General features: G+C 32.1%; 19 protein-coding genes. All 19 read right to left on the bottom strand.

All coding sequences use genetic code 11. The annotated features are described in order from the left end of the window. The 19 genes from IV494_RS00095 to IV494_RS00005 all read right to left on the bottom strand — a co-directional run bounded on the left by IV494_RS00095 (window position 1) and on the right by IV494_RS00005 (window position 23,335). Window positions 1–2,841: an OmpA family protein gene (locus tag IV494_RS00095; protein ID WP_196078143.1), complete on the bottom strand. Its 2,841-nt coding sequence runs from the start codon at window positions 2,839–2,841 to the stop codon at window positions 1–3. A gap of 11 nt (window positions 2,842–2,852) precedes the next feature. After that, on the bottom strand, window positions 2,853–3,344 hold the full coding sequence (locus IV494_RS00090) for a DUF4280 domain-containing protein (RefSeq protein WP_196078142.1): 492 nt from the start codon (window positions 3,342–3,344) through the stop codon (window positions 2,853–2,855). 30 nt (window positions 3,345–3,374) lie between these two features. After that, window positions 3,375–4,418: a hypothetical protein gene (locus IV494_RS00085; protein ID WP_196078141.1), complete on the bottom strand. Its 1,044-nt coding sequence runs from the start codon at window positions 4,416–4,418 to the stop codon at window positions 3,375–3,377. Window positions 4,419–4,872: 454 nt separating this feature from the next. After that, window positions 4,873–5,664: a DUF7738 domain-containing protein gene (locus tag IV494_RS00080; RefSeq protein ID WP_196078140.1), complete on the bottom strand. Its 792-nt coding sequence runs from the start codon at window positions 5,662–5,664 to the stop codon at window positions 4,873–4,875. 70 nt (window positions 5,665–5,734) lie between these two features. Then, the gene (locus IV494_RS00075) at window positions 5,735–6,514 is read right to left on the bottom strand and encodes a DUF7738 domain-containing protein (RefSeq protein ID WP_196078139.1); all 780 of its coding nucleotides are present in this window, start codon (window positions 6,512–6,514) and stop codon (window positions 5,735–5,737) included. A gap of 526 nt (window positions 6,515–7,040) precedes the next feature. Beyond that, window positions 7,041–8,000: a DUF2931 family protein gene (locus tag IV494_RS00070; protein WP_230379801.1), complete on the bottom strand. Its 960-nt coding sequence runs from the start codon at window positions 7,998–8,000 to the stop codon at window positions 7,041–7,043. 73 nt (window positions 8,001–8,073) lie between these two features. Continuing rightward, on the bottom strand, window positions 8,074–9,177 hold the full coding sequence (locus IV494_RS00065; RefSeq protein ID WP_196078137.1) for a DUF2931 family protein: 1,104 nt from the start codon (window positions 9,175–9,177) through the stop codon (window positions 8,074–8,076). A 226-nt stretch (window positions 9,178–9,403) separates the two neighbouring features. Beyond that, a complete protein-coding gene (locus IV494_RS00060; RefSeq protein ID WP_196078136.1) occupies window positions 9,404–10,285 on the bottom strand; it encodes a WG repeat-containing protein in 882 nt (293 codons plus the stop codon). A 2-nt stretch (window positions 10,286–10,287) separates the two neighbouring features. After that, entirely contained in the window at window positions 10,288–10,656 is a 369-nt protein-coding gene (locus IV494_RS00055; RefSeq protein ID WP_196078135.1) for a hypothetical protein, read from the bottom strand. A 9-nt stretch (window positions 10,657–10,665) separates the two neighbouring features. After that, window positions 10,666–11,103: a LemA family protein gene (locus IV494_RS00050; protein ID WP_230379799.1), complete on the bottom strand. Its 438-nt coding sequence runs from the start codon at window positions 11,101–11,103 to the stop codon at window positions 10,666–10,668. 86 nt (window positions 11,104–11,189) lie between these two features. After that, on the bottom strand, window positions 11,190–11,684 hold the full coding sequence (locus IV494_RS00045) for a hypothetical protein (RefSeq protein WP_196078133.1): 495 nt from the start codon (window positions 11,682–11,684) through the stop codon (window positions 11,190–11,192). A gap of 1,153 nt (window positions 11,685–12,837) precedes the next feature. Further along, complete coding sequence (locus tag IV494_RS00040; protein ID WP_196078132.1) at window positions 12,838–13,188, bottom strand: hypothetical protein; 351 nt, start codon at window positions 13,186–13,188, stop codon at window positions 12,838–12,840. After that, on the bottom strand, window positions 13,189–14,055 hold the full coding sequence (locus IV494_RS00035; RefSeq protein ID WP_196078131.1) for a hypothetical protein: 867 nt from the start codon (window positions 14,053–14,055) through the stop codon (window positions 13,189–13,191). A 73-nt stretch (window positions 14,056–14,128) separates the two neighbouring features. Next, window positions 14,129–16,996 carry a hypothetical protein gene (locus IV494_RS00030; protein ID WP_196078130.1) on the bottom strand — a complete coding sequence of 956 codons (2,868 nt, stop codon included), beginning with the start codon at window positions 16,994–16,996 and terminating at the stop codon, window positions 14,129–14,131. An 8-nt stretch (window positions 16,997–17,004) separates the two neighbouring features. Then, the gene (locus IV494_RS00025) at window positions 17,005–17,487 is read right to left on the bottom strand and encodes a DUF4280 domain-containing protein (RefSeq protein ID WP_196078129.1); all 483 of its coding nucleotides are present in this window, start codon (window positions 17,485–17,487) and stop codon (window positions 17,005–17,007) included. A 27-nt stretch (window positions 17,488–17,514) separates the two neighbouring features. Next, entirely contained in the window at window positions 17,515–18,498 is a 984-nt protein-coding gene (locus tag IV494_RS00020; RefSeq protein ID WP_196078128.1) for a hypothetical protein, read from the bottom strand. 64 nt (window positions 18,499–18,562) lie between these two features. After that, window positions 18,563–19,171 carry a hypothetical protein gene (locus tag IV494_RS00015; protein WP_196078127.1) on the bottom strand — a complete coding sequence of 203 codons (609 nt, stop codon included), beginning with the start codon at window positions 19,169–19,171 and terminating at the stop codon, window positions 18,563–18,565. Between the two features lie 445 nt (window positions 19,172–19,616). Next, window positions 19,617–21,365, bottom strand: a complete 1,749-nt coding sequence (locus IV494_RS00010; protein ID WP_196078126.1) for a lipase family protein — start codon at window positions 21,363–21,365, stop codon at window positions 19,617–19,619. Between the two features lie 2 nt (window positions 21,366–21,367). Further along, window positions 21,368–23,335: a type VI secretion system Vgr family protein gene (locus IV494_RS00005; RefSeq protein WP_196078125.1), complete on the bottom strand. Its 1,968-nt coding sequence runs from the start codon at window positions 23,333–23,335 to the stop codon at window positions 21,368–21,370. Window positions 23,336–23,572: the final 237 nt, after the last annotated feature.

Below are 23,572 nucleotides of genomic sequence, written 5' to 3'. Positions count from 1 at the left end.
TTAGTTGTTTTTTATAATTGGTATTTGAACTTTTATTTTAAATAGTTTTTCCATCTCCTCTATGACATCAAATTTAGGAACAAGTAAAATTGTATCATTCAAAAAAACAGTGCCGCCCGATTCATCACCGATGGAAATATTATCCTTTTTTGTTTTAGATTTTGTATCGTTCATTCGCGGAACTTTTTTCTTGTAAGCTAAACCTGCTTTACCAGAAACTGAGTATTCAACAATTAGACCGTCGAAGCCCAACATGGGTTTATAATACAAACCTTCAGTATCATAATTTACCGAATGACCAAATGTAATTGACGCACTTCCACTTGCCTTCGCTTCAAAGTATCCTGAAGCTGTTATCACAACGATTACAATCTCTGCTTTTAAATATGCTCCTGCTTTTATTTCTACCTTAAGTTTATTAGTACCTTCAACTTTTACTTTAGTGTCACTTTTATCACTTACAGTATTAAATTCAAAACCGATACCTGTTTCAATTGTTGAAGAAACGACTAAATCAATGTAAACATCTCCTTCGATGTTTGCTCCAATATTATCATTTCCGACTTTACCTCCTTTTTTAATTGCAGACATAATACTGTCATAAAGTGTTTGTGTTGCTTGTGTAGCAGCACCCCCACTAAAAAACGCACCTGCTCCAACTACTAGAGATCCCAACAAATCAATTGTCATTTCTATGCCTATTAATGGATGTGCACCGAAGTCTATTTTAACATGGGTTCCTATTTGTTGAATTTCTTTGTTTTTAATTTTAGCTCTCTCGAGATTCCATACGGCTCCGAACTTAAGATTGGGCGGTTTGACAGCAAAAGTTACAGGTAATCCTTTTAAGCCAACACCTCTTACTCCACCTTTTGTTTTACTTGTAATGCCATCAGCAATTGCACCTATTGAAGAAAAGGTGTCGTAAAGCATTTTAAACTTTGTCTCATATTCAGTCTTGAATTCATTATTTCTGCTATACAATCCTTTTTTATCCTGATCCCACTCGCCTTTTAAACTAATCCCGAACGAGGCGTCTTTTTGTTTCCAACGTCGCTCTGCTCCTATTTTTCCCGATCTTTTATGAAAATCGACCAATTTACTTCCTCCAATATTTTGCCCTTTTACACTTAGATCATTTGTCAGATTAAGAAAAAAATTAAAATCCCACTTAACATCAGGGTAAGCTTTTAAAAGTACAGTTGTCCGCTTTTCATTACTAAAATATCTGCAGGTGTGCGCATGGAAATGAAACTGATTTGGCGTTGTTGCCATTGGCCAAATGTATTGTATCGGAAATAAATTAAACTTAGATAAATCCGAATAAACTTTATAAGTAAAAGATGGTGTGCTAAATGATTGCTTTGTATCACCTTTATCGATTGCCTGTCCTACATCTACTACATAAATTTCTTTTTTATGCTTGTTATTTGCCCTAAAGCAGGATTTAATATCAAAGCCGCTGACATCAACTAATAAATCTTTTTTTGTAGAGATACTTGGTGCTACTACATCGTAGATAATTGTTTGGGCATCATGAGCATTGAATAAAAATGAAATATCTACTCTTCTGTTATTTTCGTAGTCTCTTTCATTTTTGAAACGAATGTTATCTTTCCCCATTTTATCATCGGTGGGATCTACCTCTCCTTTTCCTACAGAATTTATTCTTCCAGCTTCTAAACCACCATCCGCAAAAAATTTCTTTATTACATCTGCTCTTCTTTGAGATAGTCCTTTGTTATAATTTTGTTTTCCAATAACACAGGCGTGACCGCTTAAATTCATCGTAGAATCTTTATGTTCCAAAAGAAATTTAAGAATATTATTTAATATAGCTTCACCATCCTTGTCAATTATGGTTCCATCAAATTTAAAAAAAATAGTCCTTTCTATTTTCTCCTGACCTCCTTTTAACTTAGAAACACCAATTCCGTTATTGAATACTTTAACAGTCGTATTAATTGCTTTTCCATCTTTTATGTCGCTTTCAGTAATTTTAATTACCTCAAATTTACAAGGTTCAATTCTTGCGGCATTCACATCTGGTACGTAAACTTTGGTGGGAGTCTGATTTTGGCTTACATTGGTGTTTGTTGTGACTACTTTATTTTTTACATTTAAATAAATAGCATGAAGGTCATCGCCTAAATTATCTACAAGATATTTATTCGAGACTGGATCTTTTACTTTAACATAAAATTCTTCAACATTTTGAATATTATCAACATACGCCATCCAGGAATAAGTATTTTGAATTTTCATATTAACTTCACCATCCATAACGGCAACGTCCATATAAACATGAATTGGCTTGTCTTTTTTAGCATACTGTTGATTGTAAAGTTCTACAATGACCGTTCTACCATTTAAACCTTCTGTCGATAAATTCAGATATACAATGTGCCCATAAGAAATGTACTTAGTCTTATTTTTATTTTTTATGCTACTCTTACTTCCTCTCTGAGTTGTCCATTTACTGGTAATAATTTTGGGGTCGCAATGACCTTTTACATAAAGCCCGACATTGTTTTTAAAATCTCTTTTCCCTGAAAGACTTGCTTCAATGTAAAATTGATAACTTCCGCAATATTTTTTATCAATAACCAAAGAATAACCTGTTGTAGAAGGGATTTGCTTAATAATAATTTTTCTATCACTACTTTGCCGCATCCATATAATTGGTTTTTTTTTATCTTCAGCTGTAGTATCAGGAAGCCATTCTGCAACATCAAAATTTACCGTCTTATCAGCCGGTATGGTGATCCGTTGGTTAGCAACAGTCATTTTCGGAAAATATTCACCCTTTACAAATTTTATTTTTTTTATTCCTTTTGCCATTTTTTTAATATTTAACTTGGACTATCCTGTCCTCCACTAAAAATAGGTTGTGCCCCATACATTTCATCAGAATTCACCAAAGGATTTATCTGTTGTTGCACATCTTTATCAGCATTTTTAAAATTCTGCGCGCTAGCTTCCGTCCTTTGTCCGTGATCCAGAATTTCTATACAGGGTGTTCCTGCGACGGCACAGACAGCTTTACTATCTTCCACTAAAATATTTCCGCTATTGCTCAAAGTTACATCTTTGTAAAATCCCTTCCATTCTGTAACCACAGGAACACAAGGTGGCGGTGGACTTCCCATTTTAGAGCAGGTACCAAAAGTATTTTTCTCAAAAGTTGCGGGACCAATTTCCATGGTGGTGGCAATTAGTTTTTTAGACGCCTCTTTATCATTGGCGTACTCCTTCTTGTGGGAAAGCACCTTTAATTTATCTGGAACCTGTCCAAACTGGCATTTGCAAAGTGCGCCCTGAACTACAATATGTTTTTCTGCCATCTAACTACTTTTATAAATTATATTAAAATTTCAATTTTCTTCTAAATTTGAAATTACTACCGAAATTTTCTTCCTTTCTTCCAACATAATATCGCATTCCAGATATAGCGATTCAGGCAGATTAGTTTTTCCGTTCATAAAAAACTGTAATCTGAAATTTCCATCCTCATTAATAACAGGATTCTCCTCAATCACAAAAGAGAAGGGCGCACCGTTGATAAAATCATGAACAGATCTTTCTTCATACAATTTACCCGTGCCTGAAATATTTACCAGATCGTAACCATCTTTCAAGGGATCAATTTCTAAATTAATTTTGTAAAGTGGTTCTATCGCATTATCCAATATGGGAAAACTTTCTAATTCATTTATATTAAATTCTTTACTAAATTTTTGATAAACCCCAAAAAATAAAGTCCGAATGAAATAATCATTTTTAATTAAAAGGGAAATAATTTCCGGCTCGTAGATCTTTTCTTCGATCTTAAATAGATAATCCTCGACAATTTCACCTTCAAATTCTTTGTAAACTTCTTCCTTAATATTTTCCCATCTATTTTTAAATATTGATAAGTTTTCAACTGCATTAAATTTTGCTGTTTGATCCACACTAATTTGCAGTGGATAAAGAACTTTTGATGTCTTAAAAGCTAATAGATCAGCAATATCATCAATTTCTTCTTCGTTAATAAAGAGTTTTGAAGTTCGGTCTATTTCAAAATAGTGAAGATCATTTTCAGTTTTCAACCACTTTACGGAAGCCTCATATTTAATTTCGTTTTTCTTTTCTCCATTTTCTATTGTGATCATGACTCCATAGTTGTATGACGAATTTGCTGGCTGAAATGAAAGTCGGTTGCCTCTTTCAAAACGAACTAATTTCCTTTTATCTAAAACAGCGGTTCTGGGAATAAATAATTCTTTTTGTTGCTTAAGATTTATAAAAATAATATCTTGGGCAGTGCAATTATTGTTGTGAAACATTTGCAAATCTTCTTCAGAAAAATCATACAGAGCTGCGATACTTTGAAGAGTTTCGTCTTTTTGAATCGTATGTTTGTTAAAGTTTTCCATGCTGTAAATTAGGAAATCTATTTAATTATCTTAGACATTTATTTAATAATATGATAGACGTAAAGTATTTGCGGATTCCATATTCCATCATTTGAAATTTATCGCTCTCTTTTCGATCTTTGTGTTGTTCGTTAGAATTATAACCTATTTAAATATTTTAAAGAGTATTTTGCCCGTTAAGAAATTTCAAAATATTTCAGCATCCATTGCAATTTCCAAATAGTAACAAACAAAAGCTAAATTTTTAATTCTATTTACTTTTTCCATTACTTCTTCCCATTCAGATATAGGAACATCCAGTTCTTACTTCTGGCCTCAATAACTTAAACCGCATAAATCTAATATTATAATGGCTTCCGATATATCAATATTTTCTTTGTTAATGTTTTGGTATTGAACACAAAACATAAAAAATAGTTATGCTAAGAGTATTTAATTTGTCAATTTTTATAATTCATTTTGCTGACTTTTCTTTTTTTATTCTTTGTTCATAATCTGCTTGCATTTGTTTTCTGCCTTCAAATTCTTCTTTCGATTCGTAGCCAATTTTTAAATATTCCAGGTTTTGAGTTGCGGTATAGGTAACTTCGTAATATTGCAGTCTGCCCTCTTTACATTCATTTCCCGGGGCGCGGTAATCCCCGCCAAAAGTTTTGGTGGTGTTTCCAGAATCATTCACTCCATCGATATCATCATCCACATAACCGAATTTTTCTATGGAAGGATTGTTCCCACGATAAGAGTTGATTTCTTTTATCTTCATTCCTTTTTTTACGGGAAAACCGTGAAGATCTACTACGCCTTGGTAAACTTTGAAGGGGTAGATGTATTCTTTTTTCTTTAATGCATTTTCACGATTGAATTTTTTAACTTGTTCTTCAGTAATTAATGATTTTCCTCCCTTCATATTTCTCGCAGCAATATGTTCTCCCGACTCCCAATCTCTAGCATGATTAAGCATTTGTTCATTAGCATCCGGACTGTCCAAATTGAGAAAGAAAATATAAAGAAAAGCTACCGTCCCATTTTCATTTTGAAAATTGTCGATTGCAACACCTAAATCATCCCAAACAGATATTCCTTGATTTTTTTCTCCAAAGGCAGGTAATTTTCTACTAGGTTTTCCTAAAACCTTAATCCATTTTTCTTTAGAATCGCCCATTTCTAATTTTTCGCCTTTGTAGGTTATTCCACACAAATCTACTTTTATAATGGCTTGCGTTACGTCTATATTTTCTTTTTTCATGTTTTGGCATTGAACACAAAACATAAAAAATAAAAACAATAAGAATATTGGTTTTCTCAATTTTGATAATTTATTTAGCTTTCTTTTCTTCTTTTATCCTTTGTTCATAATCTGCTTGCATTTGTTTTCTGCCCTCATAATCTTCTTTGGATTCGTATCCGATTCTTAAATATTCCAGGTTTTGAGTCGCGGTATAGGTTACTTCGTAATATTGCAGTCTGCCATCTTTACATTCATTTCCTGGGGCGCGGTAATCTCCACCAAAAGTTTCGGTGGTGTTACCAGAATCATTCACTCCATCGATATCATCGTCCACATAACCAAATTTTTCTATGGAAGGATTTTTTCCACGATAAGAATTGATTTCTTTGATCTTCATTCCTTCTTTTACAGGAAAACCGTGAAGATCAACTACGCCTTGGTAAACTTTGAAGGGGTAGATGTAATTCTTTTTCTTTAATGCATTTTCACGATTGAATTTTTTTAATTTTTCTTTCAATTCATTTGACATCGGAATGTTATCTTCTTTCATAATCCTAGCAATAATATGTTCTCCCGACTCCCAATCTCTAGCATGATTAAGCATTTGCTCATTAGCGTCGGGACTGTCTAAATTGAGAAAGAAAATATACAATCCGGTAACTTTTTTATCGTTATTTTGCCAATCATCAATAGCGATTCCTAAATCATCCCAAACAAAAGCCAAATCTGTATCTCGGCTGGGTTTTCCTAATACTTTTATCCAATCTTCTATTGGTGTACCCATTTCTAATTTTTCGCCTTTGTAGGTTATTCCGCATAAATCTACTTTTATAATGGCTTCCGATACGTCTATATTTTCTTTTTTCATGTTCTGGCATTGTATTAAACTTATTAATAACAAAATAATTATTGATACTATTTTTTTCATTTCGTTAGGTTTTCAAAATACTTCATAATTTCTTCTATTTTTTTTACAGATGCGAGAAAGACTAGTATACCCCCAGTCATTACCATTAAGATAGCATTTGTAGCTGCAAAGATATTTTTTTTAAGAATAATAAAATTTAACGTTTCATAAATCATAAAGATGTAGAATATTACAATTAAGAATAATGATATAAAAAATGGTGCGTCGAAGCCGATACCACTATCCCCACTCTGATGAATTCCAAATTGTTTGACTCCCAAAAACGAAATTGGTAGAATTATAAAAATAAATCGTTTTAGTGTATGAACAAACATTAAACAACTGTTTTAAATATTTTAAAAATATAATTTTTTGATTAAATACTGACGGTCTTCTTCTTTAAATAAATCTCTGGTTTCAGAATTTTGCGCAATGCTTTCTAGTGTATAATGTTTGAGACTATTAACCAAATTATCTGCATATTTTTCTAATTTTCATATTTCCAGATATTCTGAAAATCTATATTCTTAATAGGAATTTCTTTTGCTCCTTGTTTAAAAATTAGTTTTCGATTAGAAAAATCCTCGTTCATTCGTAAAATTATTTCTATAGGCTCGCTGGAATCTGCTTGGTTGAATAAGCCAAAAATTTCTTCTTCGTCAAAGCGTTTTACTTCAAAAACTGTTTGATTCTTTTTATTATCTTCAAAAATAAAATTAAGCTTTTTGGGTATAGCTCTTTCTTTGATAGGATTTTCTATTATAGGCTCATCAATATTTTTGTTGAAAATAGTTTCTTCTTCTCCATTAAACAAATTAAACCCTATATTCATTAATTTATGACCCTGAATTTCAGTTATTGCGCGCCATTTGTATTTTTTCCTGTAAAGGTCAAAAATATCGAATCGGACGCCTTTCTTTTTAATATTCTGATAAGCCTCAGGAACCGCATCCTCTACATCAAAATATTGTTCATAAGAAAGATTGGGATTTGCAGGAACTAAATCTTTCATTTCTACTTTAGTTTCCTTTGCTTGAAAGCGAGCCACTTCTTTTTGTTGGTCATTACCATAAACCCAAACTACCACCATACCTCCTGGCGCACAGTTAACTATGATTTCGTTATAATTTGAGGCCTTGCCAGTTCGCCAATCGATAGTGCCTTTTTCAAAAAGATTTTTTAAAAGATCAATGGGCATATCCCAACTGCCTGTATAGAATTTCTTCTCAATATAGGAGGCCCAAGTAATATCCATTTTAATTGGCAGAGATTTTAAGTCTTCACCTTGTGTGTGGGTAGAGCCAGAATTACCCCAGCCACCCTGATTAATACCGGCAGTAGGTATATAAACACTACCGCCATCTTCTAAGTAAAAATGGCCATCGTGAATATAAGTTGGGTAAAGCTCTGGAGCATTAGCGGTTGGCAACCATTCATATTTTTCCATTTTTGTTTGGCAACTCAATGGGAAATTTAAAATTATTAGAAATAAGATAATACTATAATTGAAATACTTCATTTTACTGTTGAAAGGTTTTTCCTGTTATTTTTCTAATGTTAACATTAATACTTTCTTGTTTTAAATTAACACCAATTTCTCTATTGGAGGTAAGATTAAAAATTAATTCTGCAGGGTGATCTGGTTTCATTTTCTTGAAGTTTTGAAAAGTCTCTTCTTTTGTTAGGTCCGCAGGATAAGGATTGTCGCTACTGGCAATCGTTCCTTTGTAGATGGTGTTATAATAATTTTCACCTTCTGCGAAAATAATTCTTGATTCATATCTTTTCCCGTTTAAAGTCCAAATGATTTCCGCTTGATAAGGCACCGCTCTTTTTGAAGGCTTATCAGCGTTGGTGGTTTGATTATTTGTTTCGGCTTCTGCATTGATCATATTAAAATATACTGAATTCACAATTGCATTTTCTGGAACATTCACCCTGTAATTCCAGGAAAATTTCTCGCGGTATTTCTCCCATAGATCAATTGGTAACGTTTTGTTTAAAACTTCTTCTTTAACCTTATTGGTAAAAACTTTTTCAAGATTATACTTAACCTCCTCTTCTCTTGTTCCGTTATCAAAAATATCTTGCCAATGATGTTTCACTATTTTCGCCTTATATTTTCCCAATTCTCTCTGTTCACCTTCACCCTTCATCCAAACCACGATCATTCCTCCAAGTGCCACACCAATCTCAATTCTATCATATTTATGCTCAATCATATTCTGCGATTTACCGCCAGAATTTGTAGACTTTTCTTCCAGAAACTTTTCTATATCCTGACTTGGAAGTTGAAACTCACCTTCATAAAATTGATCTTCAGTATCGGAATAGTAGCCTAACTTTAGTATCTTGGGTACTGGATTTTCCGACGGCGAATTTTTTATAAAAGTTACTCCACCATCGCCCCACGGCGAGCGCAAAGAACCTACTCCATCTATCATAATCATCTCGTCACTATCTGAATACATTATCTGTTCATAAGTCGTAATACCGTAATATGACGGACATGAACTCCCTGTGTTGTATTTAAATCTCTTCATGCTACTGTGTTGTTGGCAAGAAAAGATGACAATGTTGTATATGATCAGAAGGATATTTTTTAGATTCGGAAATTTTCTCATCCATTTTTAGTTTTTTTTTGTATCGGACTAATAAATATACCCATTTATAGACTGGACTCTCTAAAAAGTGATATTACTCATCGTCTTCCTTTTTTGATCAAAGGAAGTTAATGAAATGAAATAGAGTGTTGTTCACTTGCAAAAGAATTTGCAAATTTCAACAACGGTATTTCTTAAGGCTTTATTAAAAGCTTTATTTAGCTTGGTGCCATGATTAAAAACACTTTTATTTTTTCTTAATAAAATCTGTAAATAAAACAGAAATTGTAGATTTTCCCTCTGTCACATCTAATTCTTTTTCTGCACTGTCGCTCTCATCAATAAAATCGTAGGTTAAAGGAATAATGATGTTAAATTTATCATCCATTATACCAAAGAGCGGTTTACCTTCAATATTTTTTTTAGAAATAATGAAATATTTATCGTCGAAGGTGTAGGGAACGATACTGCTGTATTCAAAGGGCACAACCAATTTAAGGTCAAAATTCATAATGCCCATTTTATCCTTCAGATCCGTTACAACAACTAATTTGCTTTGATCAGATAATAGAATTGCATCTTTAAGGGCTACATGATCATCAATTTTTTTTAGAGCATCATCAAAGAGATCTACTGAACTCGTTTCTACATTTTTTGCAAAAATATGCTTTCCAAACTTTTCTATACTTTGATAGATAAAAGGAATGATAATCTTACTTCCATTTTGAACAACACCCATTTTTTGATCGTTATCATACACAACATCAATATTATTTTTAATATTTAAATGATATTCTGCAAATTTTGGCAGGATGATCAGTTTCTTATTTTGAACATCAAGCCAAACAAAATTATCTTTTTTATTATCAGCATGTGTTAAATAATAAAAATCACTTCTTTTTTCGAGACCATCATAGTTGGGTTCAATAACTATATTTCCTTTCTCATCAATAATGCCATATTTGTGATCATCATTTTCAAAAGTTTTATACAAACCATCTTTTTGATTTTCGCCTTTGATTTGGGTCTTTTTGCTGTCAGATGACTCACCAGCAATTTTATTATTTTTTTTCTGGGAGCAACTACCAATTGAAATTATGAGAATCGATGCTATTAATATTTTTTTCATTTTTATTTCTTTTTCTGTTTCTGAATGATTTTAGACCAATCCACAAACATTTTAGTTATTGAATTGGTTTTTAAAAGGGAGAAGACTAACATCCCCATAAAAATTGCAAGCCAACACAAAGCCAATTTTTCACCGTTTTCATCTGTGATGAAGAAGAGAATTAAGATCCCAAAAGTGCCAAAAAAGAAAGTGAATAAAGTGGTATATACAAGTGCATGAAGCAGATATGACTTTTTAGTAAACTTTTTCAATAATTTGTCTGCAATTACTAAAAATAAAAGAAAAACAAGCGGTGCAATCATTGCCCAAAAAATGACTATTTCCGAACCTTGGTTTAAATAATATATTATGTTGTTAAAATAAGCATCCATTTTTAACCTTTAAATTTTTAAAAAATTTTTTTCTCTATAATTAAAAAGCTTCGCAAAAATAATGGTGGGAAATTCCTTCACTGCGATGTTATAGATTGAAATATTTTCATTAAAAAACTCCCTTCTGTCTGCAACAATATCTTCCAGGTTAGAAATTCTAAATTGTAATTCTAAGAAATTTTTATTTGCCAATAATTCAGGATAATTTTCAGAAACAGCAAATATTTGGGACAATGCTTTTGAAGTATTATTAGAGATCATTGTCTTTTCATTGCTGGTTTGGGATGTAGCATAGGAGCTGCGCAACTCAACCAATTTTGTTAATAATTCTTGTTCGTATATTTTATACCCTTTTACTACACTTACGAGATTAGGGATTTCGTCTGCCCGCTGTTTCAGAATAACATCTATATTGGAAAAAGCTTTTTCAACATTATTTTTTAGCATTACCAATTTATTATAAATCCCTATTACATAAAAAAGAAATGATGCAGATAAAATTATTATTATTAAAGTGGAGGTTATATTATTCATCAGTACAATAGTATAATGGCAATAGCGACCAAAATAAGAAAACAGGTTGCTACAAAAGATTTGAAAAGTGGATTATATTTATTCCAAATTGAAATTCCGTCCGAAAAAGTTATACCTAATATTTTATAGTATGGATCTTTCTCAATAAAAAATTTTCCTTCGTCAGAATTTGCTTTACCGACCAAAAATACTTCGCGATTTTCTTTTAAAAGTGTTTCCGTATGCCTTTCGTTATTTATTCTTTTCACATTTGTACTCTCGAAAAAAATAAATTCTAAACCATTTGGTTTGACTAAAATACTTCCTGTATCATCTTTTATAAAAAAATCTTTGCACAAATTTTCTTTTTTAAACAGCCTGTACGAATCTTTGCCATCAGAATCTCTGTAAACGGTTTCTACCCGATATTCATAACCAATGCATTTTTCCTTACCAACCGGCGAGATAAAAAAATCTTCCATCATCGTGACTCCTTCCACTTCTACCAAGCCCATGGCAACAGATTTTATCCTGGAGGTCGACAGTGATGCCTGTAAACGAAGAAATCGTTTTGTTGGTGTTGAGCGAAGTAAGAAGAATGATAAAACTGAGATTATAAATAACGGTAATGCAAAAACTATCTTTTTAGCAAAGTAATCAAAATTGTCAGACAAATATTGCAAATACGTGTGAAATGGCATATTATCTTTAAAAATAAACCACAGGATGATGTAGATAAAAAACAAAAAAAACAGCCCCAGAATTGCCAGGACTATTTTTTGCGTTTTATTTGTTTTTGATTCCAATGTTTAAATATATCTCTTAAATTTAAAACTAAAAAATACTACAGTATTTAATTAATATTTTTAGAATCATATTTCAAAAAATAAAAATCATAATTTAAAAAAAATATATTGTTTTTTATATAACCTGAAATTCTTTTTTTGCGGTATTGTGAAAGTACCATCGTCAGTAAAATCTAATCATTTCCCGGAGAATTTTTGAAAAAAGTTAGCTGTTATTCTCCACTTAACGGTTGGATAAATTTTAAGAATAATGCCAGCTTCTTTTTTCCATTTAGTATTTACAAATACTTCAGGCTTTCCCTTTTGCTACTTTACAAAACCGGAGCCTATATTTGTGTGCTATTAACATTTAATTTGGCTTGCAATACAGATTCATATTAACTGTCGGAATCTGTTCTTGTAAGCGAGACCATTTTACCATTTGAATAAGGATTCACCTCAAAATTATCTAATGCAGATAATTTTTTAATTCTTGATAAATCTTATTAAAAAAAATCCAGATAGGATCAAGATCAATCCAAACACAACCATAAATAAAAAGGATTCAACTGAAAAGGTAAAATCATATTTGCCTTCTAATGATTTAATTACGTAATAGTAACGTTCTGATAATTCACCTGGCTACTTTCAATTGAAGTGATCATTCCACGATGGCTTTTGCCACATGTAGGGATTTTAAAATTATCACTTCGATAATAGTTTAAACTGAACAATAGAAATAACAAAAATACAAAGGCGGAAAGAATCTCAAGTAAGCCATTTTTTTTAAACATTCGGTAATTTTATGAGATCAACTTCCCATTTTTGTTCAAAATAAGGAACCGGTATATCTGGGATTTTTATTGGTAGTTGCGTGATGATATTATAATCTGTCTTGATTTTCTTTATTTCTTACAAAACTCACAAGACTAAACTTGCAAGATTTAATATCTTCCGGACTAACTTTAGTATCACCTCTTCTAAATACAGGAAGAATTTGAATTTTGACTTTATATTTACCGTTTTTTAAAGCATATGCATTTAGATCTACACTTTCGTTAAGGGGTGTGTTTTCGTCTGATATTTTAATATCATTAAAATAAATTATTACTGGTATAGTTGCGGCAGCATCAATAGAGTATGTAATTTGTTTTTCCTGAGGAATTTCCTTTTTATCTGGACCACTACAAGAAATAAGTAAAAACAGAGAATTAAGTAAAACCAAATTCTTCATTTACTTACGGATGATTACAAAATCTCTACTTGCTTGTGGAAGATATAAAAGAATTGGATAATCTGCAGCACCAGATAATTCTCCTTTACTAATTAACGGACTCCAACCTTTGATATCTAGTGGTGATTTATTATTAAATGACATCGTGTGATTCTTTCTTTCGAGAGCAACTAATTTTCCACCACCATACAATTTTAATTCATAGTCTTCTAAAGGTACCATTGTATCTTTACAATTATTTTCTACATCATCTATCGTTACTGATTTTAATTTAGCAATCTGATCTATACCGCTATAATTATATAGGGGTAGTTCTTTGTCTGCCTGAGTCCATAATTTGTCATAAGATTTTCCATCTCCATTATTCAAAATAGTTCGTAATTTTTCATAAAAAGATACTACTTTACTTTCTAATACTTTTTTATCGATTTTAGACAAATCCTGTCCTTTACTCCAGCCTTCAACTTGGTATGGTAAATCATTTACTTGTAATTCCCATTCCTGCTCAAAATATGGCACATCACCTTCTGGGGCATTAATTGACAGAACTTTATCCATTTTATAATCAGAGATGTCATCTGTTTTTTTATTTCTAAAGTAACTTCCAAATGAAAGTTTTACAGAATTTATATCATTTGGGCTTAATGTTAGATCCGCTGTTCGGAACACAGGATTTAACACTAATTTTATTTTATACGTTCCATTTTGTAATATGTAGGGATTTATATCAATTGTGGAATTTAAAGGTGTATTAAGTTCTGACACCTTTATATCATTTATATATAATATAATGGGGATATTTGAGTGCGCCTCAATTGCATAGGTAATTTGTTTGCTTTGAGGAACTGCTGCTATTTTTGTATCCATATTTTTATCCGTTTTAGTTTTACTACAATTCAATATCAAAAAAAAGGCTGAAAGAAAAATTATATATTTCATTTTAATCTAATTTAAATTCATAAGAAAAGCCATCATGTAATAGAAATTTTTTTTCTTCTGGATTAGATTTATTTTTATTTGAGGTTCTACTATCGTTTCCAGTTCTTTTTCCATCAATTTCAACTCTAGATTTTATTGTTGCATAAATACCTTGATATTTGCATGATAACTTTTTTGTCTCTTCATCGTTTTTGATCTGCCACACTGCTTCTGCTTTCCCTTCGAACTGTGCCTCAAGTGAATAAATATTTCCAAATTTAGCAGTTAAACTCCCACCACACTCAATGCCAACTTTTATTTCCGCAACGGGTTCTATTTTTCCTTTTCGAAAACGGTCGATGGTGTGAAAGCCTAATGCTGTTGCTTCTATTTTAAACTCACCTTCAATAAAAAGATCAAGATAATAATCAATATCAATTTGTATTTTATAATCATCTCCACCGCCAAAAAAATCTACAATTTCATTCCAAAAATCATCTGAAGATCCTACTGTATCTGCGGCAAATGTTATCGCTTTTAATGCCTGTCCCACATAAGGTATTTTGGTAGCAACGAAAAGCAAATCCAAACTACCCTTTATGCTTATTAAAGGATCAGCTTTAAAATTTACTTCATAGAGGGTACCAATTTCTCCCGCATTTTTTTCACTCTGGTCATAATGCCATTTTACAGAACCGGCAAATGTGGGCTGTCCTATTTCTACTTTAAAAGGGATTTTACTTAAAGTTTTGCCTTTACTTGCTAAGTATTTATTTCGCTTTTTATTTCTATCTTTTACCTGTCCCGGTCTCTTTTTATCATTTTCTGCTTTAGCTTCATCTGCCTCTTTATCAAAACTTAACTTTCCCAAGGTGTTGATAATCCACATTGTAGAATCAATGATACTAAGAACAGGATTCTCTCCGTCAATGGTGAGATTGCTTTCTTTTACATCATTGTAGCCATATTCTAAAAATGCCTCAAAGTTATCATATTTCAGTTTTCCCTCACCTACTTCCTGCTTTTCATTTTTGTAGTTTTTCTTCCGCTGGCTTGTTTGCTCTTTCCGTATATTTTTATTGGTTCTTTTATCGAAAAAACCCCAATTTCCCATATATTTTCTTTCATTGTAAGATTTAGTCTGTCCTACATAAAATGGATTACTTGTCATAAATTTAAAACCCAATTCATAGTAAACGTCGGGATAAACATAGAGATCAATAGGAAGTGAAACAGCGCAAGAGTTCATACTTAGCGCATAATGTAAAGGTTTCACATTTTTCTCTTGAATCATGCTTTCCCCTTCTAGTCTTGATGGCTTTGGATATTTTACATCAAAACTAATTTTGGTATTGGTAGCATTTAGATTAATAAATTTTGATTTATCCGCTACAAGTATGGCGTTAAACGCGTGGTCTTTTTTCGGATCATGTTCAAAAACACAATCCTCAGTTTTTAGGTCGGGTATTTCAAAAGTAATGGTATAATTTTCTTCTTTTTTATCACCAGCGACAACATAATAATCAATTTTTTTTAAAAAGCGTTTATTAGGATTATTAATGTCGAAAATATGACCGTCATCTTTTCTAAATTTCGCATCGATATAAGTGTATTTACAATGGTGAAAAAAATTCATATCAGTTTCCACATTACTTAAAACTACAACCTGATTAGATTTACTAATATTCTCGCCAACCAAAATACCGCTATCTTTTACCTGCAAAATTGCTGTTGAAAGTGTTTTTTTACCACTTGGGATTCGTCCGTTTTCTATCTCCGGATATATTTCCAATTCATCTCCACCCGAAATTTTCCAGAAAGGATCAATGAAAACAGGAAACTTACATTTTTGAACATTTGGTATTAAGGTTATTTTCTTATCCTTATTATTTCCATCATCCTCAACTAATTTACCAATTTTAGCACCTTTAGGATATTTTTTTGTTGAATGAACTGTAATAGCGCGTTCAAATTGGCTCTTTGTTTCCTTTATATCTTTTTCTTCTCGATCTTCAACTTTTATCTCATTATTGAGATAGTCTGAAGCAAATAGTTTATCATCTGCGTTGGTAAAACCCAAACTAAGAACCCGAACGACTTTATCTCTATCTAACAGTTGTACATATATATTATTCCCATATAACGCTTCACTATAAACATTTAGATAAACGGTCGATCCAAATTTGACAGGTTTTGTAATTTCATTGTCTTCGGCATCGCGCCAATCAGCCATTAAGATTTGAGGTTTTTTACCCAAACAATTGATAATTATACCATTTGGATATTTACCTGTCGGAATTTCACCGTCCCAAAAAGGTTCGAGATAGGCTGCGCCACCACCTTCCAAAAAATCGTCAAAGGAAAGCTCCATTTCTGGAATACCACTCACAATTGCTTCATTAAAACTCTCTTTTGTTAAGTTTGGTCTATCGCTTCCGATAAGTTGCCAAACCCATCGGACAGATTCATAGTTTTTTGCCGTTTTTTTTATATCTGATTTTAGTGCATCTATTTTTGCTTGTAGAGCAGCTTCATTTTTTTTATAATCTGCTCTTCCCTGCTTTATATTTGCATTTAGATTTCCTTGAGCTTTAGAAATTTTTTTTCCATTTTCATCTACAAAAGACTGCCAATCACCACCTTCATTAAAACGTTTATTAGCAAGATCTGACCATTTTTTTTCATCTTTTATTAAATCATCATGTAAACTAATTTTCTTTTGTTGTAAATCTAAAATCTGATCCTTATTTTTTTTCTTTTCTTCATAATATTCTAAAATAGAAACTTTTATTTTTCCTGCTGAAGGGATTGATAGCCAACCAATTTCTTTATTAAGAATTTGTCCTGACCCAAGTTCTAAATGTATTTTTAAAGGCGTTTTATTACTCATAAAAAATGTTATTTATTGATTGGTATATACTTTTTCACCTTTTTATTTACATTCACAAATGGTATCAACTCCGCCAAAACTTCCTTATCCGCGTTTTCCACATTTTTTGCAGTAACCTCAGCCGTTTGTCCATGATCAATAATCTTTATACAATCTGGACCTCCAATTGGGCACGTTGCTTTACTGTCTTCTAATAAAGCTTTTCCGCTGTTATCTTCTAAAGTAATTTTTTCATAAAAACCGGTCCAAGCAGTAACGATAATTTGACAAGGTTTAAATCCGCCGGGCGTAGGTTGCATCTTGCAGGGACCAAAAGTGTTTTTTTCGAAAGTTGCAGCACCAATATCCATATTTGTAGCCATGAGTTTTGTACTTCCTTCTTTATCGTTGATAAAGCGTTTTTTCTGCGTCAGCACCTTAAGTTTATCCGGAGTTGTTCCAAAATTGCAGAGGCAAATGGCGCCTTGGCAAACTAAATGTTTTTCACTCATTTTTGCGTCTTTAATTATTTACTAAATTTACTGAGAATTTTTTAATTCGTACAATTCAAAATCTATTTTACATTCTAAACCGTCTTCAAATGCGGAAATACTTCCGGTAATAGAAAAAATCTCATGGGTTTCCTTATGCAATTTATACAGCAAATCGATTTCCCCTTTTTCTCTGTTTCTATTAAAAATATTTTCTTCTTCCTTTCCGGTCACATTTAAAGCTATTTTATCACCTCTTGTAAATTCTTTTTGTAAGTCATATTCAATCCTGTAGCTTATTTCCTGAGAAATTCCTGCAAAATAAATGCTTAAATAATCATCTTTTTTAAAATTTTGATAACTTTGATAAATGGGTAGAAAAAAAAGTTTGTAAAACAGATTTCTATCAAACATATCCCGCTTTTTATTTATATCTGAAAATGCCTGATCCAGTTTATTGATGATCTCTTCCCCGGTTTCTGACTGATAATATTTTCTTAGCTGAGATTCAGCTTCTCTTTTCCAACGATCATTGATCTCGCTGCTGTTTAAAATTTTACTTAAACCTCCATTAATATCTGTTGAAATTTTTAGAGGATATAAAACCTGTTCTGCTTTTTCAAATAACTGCTCAATCGTTTGATCAATTTCCAAGTTATTTACGTAAGTTTTTTCTTTTATTATTTCGATAATTTCTCCAGTTCTTATAACTTTAATTTTATAGTGGATCGAGAGTTCTTTTGGTAGAAAATTGAGAACTACGCCATATGTTTTTTCACTTTTTATTTTTGGGATTTGAAGATTTGCGCTTTTTAAAAGTTTGATGTCTCTTTCCAGAAAATTCTTTGGTGGTAAATAAATATATTCTACGTATTTTGGAAGAGACAAGGGAAGTAACTCGTGAATGCCGCAATATTGATTGTGAAACGCCACTAATTCTGCAGAAGTTAGATTAAATTCTTTAGCTGTGTTTTGAAGATTGAAAATTCCTTCTGTTCTTAATTTTATATATTTTGGTTCTTCCTTTGTCATTGATTTCAATTTAGAACTTTGAATTAAAATATTTTTATAATCTCAATTTTTTTTATACTACTAATTAATATCTTTCCAAATCAGAAAACGTCAAATCCTGTATTTTGGGCAAAGTTTTAGGCTTAGTTTTTTGTTTGATTTTATATTTTCTTCCTGGGCTAAAATCTTCATCATAAACTTCTTTGCTTCCGCTCAGTAAATTAATTTCAGTTTGAGTTGTAGTTTCATTTCCAACACGAATAACTCTCGAAATGTTAGTCAATTCAAAATTACCATCCTTAAATCTGAAAATATAACGGCTGTGAAGTTCTTTGACATCTGTCAGTATCGTTAGTTTCCCATTTTCAATAAAAAAATCAGGTATGCGAAAATTTCTTTCTTCCCTACCTTTTTCGTAAGGATACTGACTTTCAAAAAGTTTGGTTGTGGAAACTACTAATTTAAGTTTCTTGGTATTTGGCCGAGAAATAAATATTTGGAATCTAAAGGGTCTGATTTCATCTGTGTTGTTAGTTGCAGCAATAATTTTATCCGGGAGGTTGTCTTTATTTAAATCTCCCTCGACATCGTTAACTATCTCATTAAAAGCATCTTTACTTTTTGTGCTTTGGGCAAAAAACTGTGATTTGCCTACAATTAAAATTATAAAAATTAAAGGAATTAGTTTTCTCATATATTAAATAGTCAAGATTAGTTATTAAATTGCTCATTATTCTTTTAAAAACATTAATTTTTAAAAAGTAAAAATTGGTTCTATTAAAGTAAACAGCATTCAATCTACTATGTTGCTGGATTATTTAGTAATGCGCTTGATATTAAATACAAAGAGAAAAATAAACTCACTAAATAAAGTAAAGAAAAAAGGACAACACCTCTAACAAGGTATAAAACCCACTTTATTTTAATTTTTTGTATTATAAAGTCTATCAAAAAAAAAATTATTGAAGTTGGAATGCTAATTACTAAACTGAATTGTTTTACTATTTTAAATATTGACGAAATATTGACTGATGCAGACGAACTATTAAAAATAAATATAAAAAAAAGGGTGACAACTAATGTTGAAATGATAAAAATTATTAAAAATTTAATTAAATAAGACTGCGCACTTTTCATATTCATGTTTTTTTATAATGTGAACTTTTTGGAGAACTAAAAGCAGCTTTCAACCCATTTTCCACTTCTTTCCAAAATTGGGTATGGCTTAAGCTATGAGATGTTGTTGCTAAATAAACCACCGAACCAGGCTTTTGATCCAACGCTTTTATATTTTTATCTTTTTCTGCAACTAAGTGTGCATTATATTTGGTTACTAGTTCTGAATATATTGCCATATTTTTTCTTAAAATGGTCACTTCAGTATCGAGTTTACCAAAAACAAAAGGTTCTACAAGATAATCAATAATTTTTACTACACTAGCAAAACTATCAGGATTGATGAACTGACTAAATAATCTCATCAGCATCTCTTCAAGATTATTAGTATGTACAGCATTTTGTGCGCCTTTTAAAAAATTATCAAACTGGCTTTTTTTACTTCTGGTGTTGTAGGGATCTTTGTCAAAGATAGGAACATCTAATATTGATAATTTCTTGGTTTGTTTTTTAGGATTCCATGATGTCTCATCGATACTGTCAGTTATACCTTTATTTTCACCAAAAACACCTCCTAATAAACTCAACAAATAACTGTCTTTAGGATTACTTTTAATAGCAAACAGAATATTTAAAACTTTTACTCCCTTAGTTAAATTTAAATCTGCAACAAATTTTGCTTTTCCGTAATTTTTGCTTCCGTTTGAATAATTTGTATAGACATCATAAGACCACTGCAAAAAACTTCTTAAAAAACCAATAAATGAAGCTTTTTCCTTTTGCAAATTAGAATTATTTATCTTGATTGAATCTATATATTTAATTAATTCCTGAGTTACTAAATTAATCCCTTTTGCAGCTTTCGCCATTTCCTTTCTTGCCGCAATTGCTCTGTTATCAAAATCTTGCCAAATAAAACTTTTAGCATAGGTCAATATTACATCTATGTTAAATTCTTTCAGCATTTTAATACCCAAAGCAAAATTATCTACTGCGAAAGATTTTATTAATCCTTCAAGATTCACTAAACTAAAATCTGCTACAAGCTGTTGCGTTAGATCATACCCATTATGCACATTTATTATTTTGCATTCCTTATGCAATTTACCATGATTTAACTGGTGTTTTTTTTGAAAAAATGGAGTGGATAAATATGTAATGCTTTTAATTTTCCAATGTTCTGGAAATCCAGTCACATTACGTTTTTTTAAAAATTCTGATTTAGCGATCATAGCCTTATTAGTAATGAGTTCTGTAAATTGATTAATCACATTTCCTCCATGTGAATGCCCAATTAAATGTAAACTTACTTCTTGATTGTTGTTAAAATGATAAACACGTGAAAGTAAATCTAATAATCTTTCTGCAGCAAGATTTCGTTCATTAGTATCATTATCGCCTGACCAACTGTAGAAATTCCCTTCGATATATAAGTTTTGAAATTGTGGTCCCAATTCTTTTACTTTTGCCCAAAAACTTTCTTTACTTTGATTATTTTTTGCATCTTTATCTCGCCAGTAACCTGTGTTTGCCTCGTGTTTTAAGCCAGATTTGTTAAGAGGATCTGTTGTTCCCGCCACAAACATCACCACATCATATACCTTATCTGTCTTTTTCGGGGTCTCTGGATTTTTATAAAAAACTCCGTTTTCACAGCCATTTTCAGTTACTTGTTTTCCTGCAGAACTATTTATATTTTCTTTACAGTACATACTATGTCCACCACCGGAAATTTTCGTGTAAGTCCCTTTTACAATTCTAGTTCTGCTCATGTTTAATGTGCTTTAGATTTTTCACCACTATTATTCTGAACCTCTTTTTGTGCATGTTTGTGAATAAATTCATTAGACTGAATATTCATATCTTTTTCACTTACTTCATTTCTCTCCATTTTCGTCTCACTGTGAACATCACCCTCAATCATTTCCGTTAATTTTCCGGTAATAAACATACTCGCATCTCCAACCACCGTAGTCATCTTCATGGCACCTATGCTTTGGGTAGAATTCATCGTCACATTCATGGATTTATTCATCCCGACTGTGTCACTTTGATTGGCGCCAACAGAAGTCGTCATATTTTCTCCGACATTAATAGTCATGTTTTTTCCTGCAGTGAAAGTCATATTGTTTGGAGCCGTTACTTCAATATTTCCCGCTCCATCCATAAAATAAGTATTTCCACTCGGATCCAGAATCGTCACACTTTTCTCGTTATCATTCATCAAAACTTTAATACCACTCTTCGTTTGAATAGATCGCATGTGATTGTTTGCTCCTCCACCCAAAGCAGTTCCCCCATGAAACATTCCACCCATCACAAAAGGACGATCCGGATGATTGTGTACAAAACCAACCATTACCTGATCACCAACTTCGGGGATTGCGACATAACCACGATTCTGAGAAACCTGATCCGTTCCACCTGCATCCGGACTCATCATTCTGATGAAATCTGTCGTATCGTGCAACTGCCAGTCGAATTTTACAGTAACTCTTCCCTGTCCGCTTGGATCGGTGTTACTGATTACGGTGGCTAATTGTGGTTGTGCGATTGGGATCGTAAACTCCGGTTTTGGTAAAAAGCCAGTATCACTTGCAATGGCTTTGAAAGTTCCTTTGTAATGTCCGAGTGTATCGACGTCGTGGCTCGTTTCAATGATCATTAATCTTGTAAAATAGGAAGTTTGGTTGCTGTCTTCTTTCCGCATTTCCAGATCTGCTACACAACCTGGATATAAAAATGGGATCGTTGTACTTCCACTTACATGCAAAACTTCCACGGCTTTACTTCCCGCTGCGCTCGTTTGTGAATTCACCACATCTTTGTCGGTTACTGCTCTGATCGGAGCAATCTGTAAAGCTGGTGTTTTAAAGATACCACTGTCTGCATCATTCTTTTTATACGCAATATTGGCGAGATCACTCTTATGATTTGCCGGCGTAGAACCCGAAGTTAGTTTAGCGTTCTGACTGCTGTTATATCCATAAAACTCAGGTTTTGTATGAACGGCTTTAATCTCTATTTTAATATCGTTGACATTACTGCCATAGACTAATTTTAAAGGCTGATTCTGTGGTGGAAGTTTTCCAAAATGCAAGACTTCGCCATCATAATAAAACTGTTCTCCATAAGCTTCTGCCATTCTTGCGAGATAGTTGTAATGCGTTTCATTATACTGGGAACTGTAGATAATTTCTGAATAATCATTCGCATCTACTCTTACATCATAACTTCCGGTATTTATTCCTTCTTTGATGAGTTGATTCGCGATGATGCTCATATTTACCGATTGTGCTCCACCAAAACTTTGGGTATGTGGCGCAGCATCCAGCAGTATCGTTGGACTGTATCCTGACAATACTATATTTCCCAGTCCACTTTGATCCTGTAAATAACCGACTTCGGTGATCACTCCCACAAAGGTTCTCTCCGGACTGTCTGGAATATCTTTATATTTTTGAACGACCGTAAGTCTTTTTCCTAAAAACTCATTGGAGGATTCTAAATTATGGTTCTCTCTGTTTCCTAAGGAATCATAGGCCAAAACCATCTCAAAACGATGGTGTTTCCCCGCGTGTTGGCTCAAACTAAAATGTTTGTAATGGGAAATCACTTTCCCTTCGATCACCACCAAAAGTTTTACCAATCGATTGATCCCAAAAATCTGACTGGCGGAAATTGATTTCGAACTGTTATCCGGCTTGAAAGTAGGCGTTGAAGTTCCGTTTGTTTTTGCCATAATATGTAGAGTTTGTTAGGTGATGGGTGTTAGGTGATGGATGTTCGATGATGGGTGTTTGATGAATGAAGATTGACAATTATTAATTTTAATTTGAAAGTTGATCCTTATTTTTTTTCAGTTCGTACTTTACGATTATCAAACTTCTAAAGTTTAAAGGTTTAAAGGTTTAAAAGACAAATTTGATGTACTAAAATTAAGTATATATTTTTAATTAAGTTTAAAAATATCATTTTT

Source organism: Kaistella gelatinilytica, assembly GCF_015679325.1.
Classification (GTDB): domain Bacteria; phylum Bacteroidota; class Bacteroidia; order Flavobacteriales; family Weeksellaceae; genus Kaistella; species Kaistella gelatinilytica.
The sequence above is the reverse complement of the archived record's forward strand: the minus strand, read 5'-3'. Positions and strand labels throughout refer to the sequence as shown.